The sequence below is a fragment of the Bacillus sp. SRB_331 genome (genome assembly GCF_003264175.1).
In the GTDB taxonomy this organism is placed as follows: domain Bacteria; phylum Bacillota; class Bacilli; order Bacillales; family Bacillaceae_G; genus Bacillus_A; species Bacillus_A mycoides.
On sequence record NZ_NADV01000093.1, the window covers coordinates 1 to 3,335 of the forward strand.

3 protein-coding genes and 1 pseudogene are annotated in these 3,335 nt (G+C 35.7%); all 4 read right to left on the reverse strand.

Annotated features, from left to right (window positions below; translation table 11 throughout):
* Window positions 1-134: 134 nt before the first annotated feature.
* Window positions 135-1,573, reverse strand: a pseudogene (locus tag B5P42_RS31310) (IS4 family transposase).
* A gap of 427 nt (window positions 1,574-2,000) precedes the next feature.
* Window positions 2,001-2,345 carry a YsnF/AvaK domain-containing protein gene (locus B5P42_RS33035; RefSeq protein WP_309251514.1) on the reverse strand — a complete coding sequence of 115 codons (345 nt, stop codon included), beginning with the start codon at window positions 2,343-2,345 and terminating at the stop codon, window positions 2,001-2,003.
* Window positions 2,300-2,530, reverse strand: a complete 231-nt coding sequence (locus B5P42_RS33040) for a hypothetical protein (protein WP_256492907.1) — start codon at window positions 2,528-2,530, stop codon at window positions 2,300-2,302. Before B5P42_RS33040 ends, B5P42_RS33035 begins: the two co-directional genes overlap by 46 nt.
* Before the next feature lie 78 nt (window positions 2,531-2,608).
* Window positions 2,609-3,085, reverse strand: a complete 477-nt coding sequence (locus tag B5P42_RS31320) for a YsnF/AvaK domain-containing protein (protein ID WP_016119337.1) — start codon at window positions 3,083-3,085, stop codon at window positions 2,609-2,611.
* Window positions 3,086-3,335: the final 250 nt, after the last annotated feature.

The following is a 3,335-nucleotide window of genomic DNA, read 5'->3' on the forward strand; positions in this document are numbered from 1 at the left end:
ACCCCATGCCCATCAAGCTAAGATTATATAAGTTTATTCTCACGTGAGATTATTTCTTTTTTCTAAAGGTCCAGTGTAAGTTCTTTAAATATTTGCATACTAAATAAACCCTATCGGGTTATAATTTTTTTAGATTACGCTACTTGATTGTGGGACATAGAAAAGTTGTATACGACGCCTAAGATATCAAAGACTGTTTTCTTCTCATACCTATGGGATTTTCGCCCATTTTTCTGTAGAAGATTGAACAAACGAAGTAGTATCTTTGATATCTCTTGAGTGTCTTTTTGTAAAGCTTGATAAAGAAGTGGAAAATAATCTTTGATGATATAAATCGCTTTATATTCACTCAACTCTCGTTTCTTCTTGGTGAGGAGTAATTGGCGCATTTGAAACATAGTGGAGGAACAAAGGAGGATACTAATTAACTGTCCGTATAAATGACACTCTAATCGTTCTAATTTTACAGAATTACAGTGATGAATACGAAAAAATGATTTCCATGTTTTAAAGATAAGTTCAATTTGTCACCGTAAAGAGTAAAAATCGTATACTTGTTCTTTTGGTAGGTATTCCGAAGGGATATTTGTAATGTAAAAGTTAATCGCACTAAGCCGTTTACTGCGTTCTTTATAGGTAATTTGCTTTTTGTGTTCTTTAGATGCTAAATCCTTTTGTCTACGTTTCATTTGCGTTTCAGTTAATTTATACAAAATTAGTCTTGCAGGAAGCTTTTGATACATTCCAATATAAATCTCAGGAATTTCATATGTTTCACCTGACTGTAATTGGTCAATGAATTGCTCCATATCTAATTGGATGTACTCAGAGTGCTTTTTTATTGTTCCATTTTGAAAGTATTCAGGCTCTTTATTCTTCTGATATATACGTGTATTGAGCTTTAATCTTGAAATAAAATAAGCATTACACTTTTTTATCGTATGTAAGTCTTTTAAATCGAAGTATCCTAAATCACGTATACATACATCGTTCGGTTGAAGGGACGTTAAACAAGTAGAACCATACGTTTTATCATTGTGCTTTCCTGATCCTACATGAACATGTAGAAACTGACCACTTAGTAAATCATACTCTAGTTGAATTTTCACGCCAGCATTTTGACCACTACCACCTGAACCTTGATATGTAGAAGTGAATTTATCTGGAATCTGAAAATGTGTAGAATCCAATACACGAATACGTCGAAAATAGTTTGTATACAAAGTTGGAATCTTGCTAGAAGAATAGAAGAACCAACTTGTTGGTGAAGTAAATATGCTAAGAGCTGTTGTAAAAACAGAACAGCCTGGGAATTAAAACGTTGATTGAGTCCTTCTGGACTCATAGAAATGCCTGTGTTAGCTTCTAACTGACTACATAATTGTGTCAATGAAGTATGGGCTATGTTTCGACTTAACCAAATACATAGGGCCACTAAATCTTGTGCGCGGTATTTACTTTTTCGTTTCACAAATCCTACATTTTTAGCTAATTGCTCTAAAGCATCAGGTGACATATATCGCTGCAACTCTTTAGAAAACAATTCTAGTTCATTAGAAATAGATAAGTTCATATCAAAAACGCCATCCTTTCCTATGATTCTACAGAAAGAATAACGTTTTTTCGTTTTATGGATACAATTTCTCTTTAGCTTGATGGTGATGTGGCGAGACCCCATATCAAGCAATATTTAGCGAATTTTCACCACAAATTATCTTTTTCTTCCTATTGGGGAGACGGTACCACTTCTTTGAAAGAGAAAAAAAGAAGATCTTGAGGTCTTATGTAGGCTGATGAGGCTCTAGAACATGAAAAAGTTCATTCGATTGTGTTTGATGAGTTACCTCCTCATTCAATTGTGATGCAGTTGACTGCAATAGTGTTATCAAATGCAGCGCTGTTGATTGTTGGAGGTGAAGGTGGTCTCGAAGGTTACGTTAAAAGGAGTAGGGGTTGGTTAGCGCCTTCACCTATCCTACCCGAATAAGGCGGGAAATGGTTTAGTCCTTTGTTACAGAAGGCGGCTTTTTTATGACATCCGCATCATCACCTGTAACGTAAACTTGTGCTGTTTCTTTTTTTAGCTTTTCCTTTATTTGTTTTATTTCTTCTATTTGACGTTTTGTAACCAATACTTTATTTACTTGCACGGGGTGTTTGTTTATTTCAATTTCTTCTTCTTTCAGAGGAATTCGAAGTTCCTCCTCATTTCCTGCTTCTATTACTAATACTTCACGCTTAATAGGAACAGTGAACGTTTTCTGTTCTTCGACGACTTCTTTATGAACCTTTACCTCCCCTATTTGTACTCGTTTTTTTTTATTTCCAGTTGCTCTTCTCGTAATTGAAGCGTTTTTTCTTTAATTTCATTTGTTTTTTTAGTCGGTTTGTCGATGTTCCTTCTCGAATTCATTGTATAACTAATGCCGCCTACGAGTGCTCCTATAACGAGTCCTGTTACGATTGTAAAACCTGTTACCCAACCGATTATGCTACCGATTATCACACCAATAGTAATATACTTTCCCATAGGACCTCCTGAAGTTCTTTTTTATATATGAGGATGGAAAGAAACCTACTTAACTAGAAGTTAAGTAGGTAGGCACAATTAGTCCTCTTTGATAATATCTGTATTACCATGCGATTCAACATCTGCAACTTCTTTACGAAGTACGTCGCGTACTTGTTCTATTTCTTGAACCGAACGTTTATGAGCAGAGACTTCACCAGTGACGACCGTATGCTTTTCTACATCAATTTTTTCAGCAGTTACTGGAATGTGAATCGTTTCTTCTTCTGTAATTGGTTCATCTGTTGGTTCGTGATCAACGGCTCTTTGTTCAATAACGACTTGATCATGTAAAACAGGGACATTCACTGATTGTTCTTCCTCAACAATGTCCTTATGAAGCGTCACATCACCAGTCTCCACACGGTGTTTGTCGATCTCCAATTCTTCAGCACGAAGATCAAGATGTACGTCTTCTGCTGCAAATTCTGTATCGGCAGAGCGATCTACTTCACGTACCTTTTTTCGAGTTTCCTTTTGAGTTCCTTCTTCGTTAAATAAATCAAAAAAGCCCATGATGAAAACCTCCTAAGGGATGTGTTTGGATCTTACAAGTACTAATGTTACCTGTGTGAGTGAAAATATGCGCTTGATTTGGTGCTTGTTTCTAAAAAGGCTTTACTTAGCCATTTGGTATTTACATCCAATTTTTTTATTAGGGATATTTAAAAAAAATCAGAGTCGTTAGCCTTCATGCCTTCATCCTCGATTAACGTGCCCTATCGTACTATAAGGGGTCATCATACATGCCCATCAACTTAAGAAA